The sequence below is a fragment of the Streptomyces roseifaciens genome, from assembly GCF_001445655.1.
In the GTDB taxonomy this organism is placed as follows: domain Bacteria; phylum Actinomycetota; class Actinomycetes; order Streptomycetales; family Streptomycetaceae; genus Streptomyces; species Streptomyces aureoversilis.
Genome location: NZ_LNBE01000002.1, coordinates 1,065,363 through 1,067,743, shown reverse-complemented (window position 1 = coordinate 1,067,743; position 2,381 = coordinate 1,065,363). Strand labels below are relative to the sequence as shown.

The window sequence follows — 2,381 nt, the reverse complement described above, 5'->3', positions numbered from 1 at the left end:
TCCCTGTCCATCGTCGGTCATCCGGCGGCGCCGAGCGCGCCCTGCGGCCCGGCTCCGTCGAAGGCCTGCTTCCGAAGGGGTTCACTCACGCGTCCCCGAGGCCTCGCGCCGGGTGAAGCGGTGCCACCAGTGGCGGCGCCGGGGGTGGACGGCGCGGCCCAGCCTGCGGCCCAGGAGCAGATAGCCCAGCAGGGCGCCCGCGGTGTTGAGGAGCACGTCGTCGATGTCGAAGGCCCGGCCCGTGATGAGGGCGCCCTGGACCAGCTCGACCAGCAGCATCACCACCGCCGTGACGGCGGCGACGCGGACCGGTCCCCGGGCGCGCGGCACCAGTACCGGCAGCAGCAGACCGAACGGAATGCCCAGCGCTATGTTGCCGCCGATCTGCTTGACGGTGTCCCGGAAGGCCGGCCGGGAGAGATAGTCGCGGATGGAGTCGCCTGGGCGCAGATTGCTGTGCGTCAGCGATTCCGAGGCGGCGGAGGGTTCCAGGGTCAGCCGGGCCAGCACCACGCCGAAGGCCACCATCCCCGCGAAGGCCAGCAGCATGACCACGATGCGTAACGGCCGTGTGAGACGGCGCCCGCCGCCGGCCTCCGCACGGTCCTCGGTGTCCTTCTCGGCCTTGCTGTGCGGGTCCTCGCGCGCCATCACGCCCTCCGTCAGCATTCGCCTGCCTGCCTCTTCGGTTACCCCTGGCGGAATGCGGTACGCCCACGGGCCACGGATACGACCTGGTACGCCGGGCGCGTGTTGCACACCGCCGTGATGGGAGGTGTCCTGGTGGCAGACGGGAGCCGTGGCCGGGAGTCGCGACCCCAGGCGCCTCCCCGGCGCCGGGGGCCCCGCCCGGGCTGCGCCCGGCGGCCGATGTCCCCGCCCCCACGACCCGCGGAGGAGTTCCCGTGAAACGACACCGCCTCGGCGCAGACCCTGACACTCGTCGCCGACCGCACGTACCACAGCGTGTTCCGAGGCTGCGACGGAACCTCGTCCGGCCCCGGCTTCATCGCCTTCTCGAGCGCCCTCCTCGCCCGGGGCACCTGATCGCCCCGGCCCCGCCGGGTGACGCCGGTCCGCCGTGCGGCGGAGTCGGGTGGTCCGCGCGGGGGATGTGTCCCGGCCTGTCTGTCGCAGAGCCTTTCATCTGAAAGTGCGGCGGACATACGGAGGTTGTGGTGCCTGTTTCCACCAGCTCGCGGACACGTGTCGGTGCCGGGCAACCGCCCGATGCCCGTGCAGGGACGACGTGGTGGCGGCGATGGCCGGCGTGGGCGCCCCACGCCGCCCCCGTGTGGGGCGCGGTGTACGCGGTCGTTCAGACCGCCTGGGCGGCGATGGGGACCAGCGTGCCCGTGAAACCGCACGCGACCTACGCGCCGGCGGTCCAACTCGCGCTCGCCGCCCTCGCCGTGCTGGGCGGCGCCGCGGCCTGGGCCACCACCCGGCCGCTCGGCAGACCTGGTCGGGTGGTGATGTCGGCGCTGCTCGCCGCTGCCATCCTCGTCTTCGGGGTGGGCGCGCTGGGCGTGGTGATGATCGTCGTGGCGCTGGTGACGCTCTCCGGGATCGAGAGCGCCACCGGAGCGGTCCACACCCTGCTGAACGCAGCCGGCGCCGCCGTCCTGCTGATGGCCGTGGTGGCGTATCGCCGCAGGCGGCAGGGCAGCTGCCCGCGGTGCGGGCATCCGCATGCCGGGGCCGTCGACGCCGCGCCGGTCCACCCGGGCGCCTCCACGGCCTCGGCGCGGACCCAGGTGACGGCGTACGTCCTCATGTGCGGCCTGCTGCCGTGGGCGGGCGTCAAGACCGTCTGGACGCTGGGCGGCGACGCGCTGGGCGTCACGGCGGAGGGCTGGGGAAAGCTGAACGAGGACGCCGGGGCCGCCAAGGCGCTCGCCTCGGTCGGGCTCGACGTGTCGGTGATGGCCGCGCTGCTCGGGGTCTTCCTGCTGACAGGGCTGATGTACCGGTGGGGGATGGTCTTCCCCCGCTGGACGCTGTTCCTGTCCGGGCGCCGGGTCCCGCGCCTGCTGCCGCTGGTCCCGGCCTGGCTGACAGGCGGCGCCCTGTCGGTGTACGGGGTGGTCCTCAACGTCATGGTTCTGCTCAGCGTCACCGGGGTGACATCGCCTGTCGAGCCGAAGCCGCCGTTCGACACCAGCGCGTCCCTGACCTGGATGGTGTGGTTCGGCGGCCTGGCCTTCGCGGGCTTGGGCTTCGCCCTCATCGTGGCGGCCCGCTCCTACGCGGCCCGCACCCGCTACATCTGCGCGGGGGGGGGCGGAGGCGGCGGCCTGATGGCTGAGGCGGGTGTACGGCCGCGGGCCCGGTCGTAATTCGCTTGCCCTGGTCACGGATCAAAGCTGCACTGTGGCCGG

2 protein-coding genes are annotated in these 2,381 nt (G+C 73.3%); one reads left to right on the top strand and one right to left on the bottom strand.

Features of this window, described 5'->3' with window-relative positions:
• Nucleotides 1–81 precede the first annotated feature (81 nt).
• Nucleotides 82–651, bottom strand: coding sequence for a VanZ family protein (locus AS857_RS06065; protein WP_245699603.1), 570 nt, complete (start codon nucleotides 649–651; stop codon nucleotides 82–84).
• A 698-nt stretch (nucleotides 652–1,349) separates the two neighbouring features.
• Between AS857_RS06065 and AS857_RS06060 the strand changes: the two genes are divergently transcribed.
• Nucleotides 1,350–2,339 carry a hypothetical protein gene (locus AS857_RS06060; protein WP_216823950.1) on the top strand — a complete coding sequence of 330 codons (990 nt, stop codon included), beginning with the start codon at nucleotides 1,350–1,352 and terminating at the stop codon, nucleotides 2,337–2,339.
• Nucleotides 2,340–2,381 lie beyond the last annotated feature (42 nt).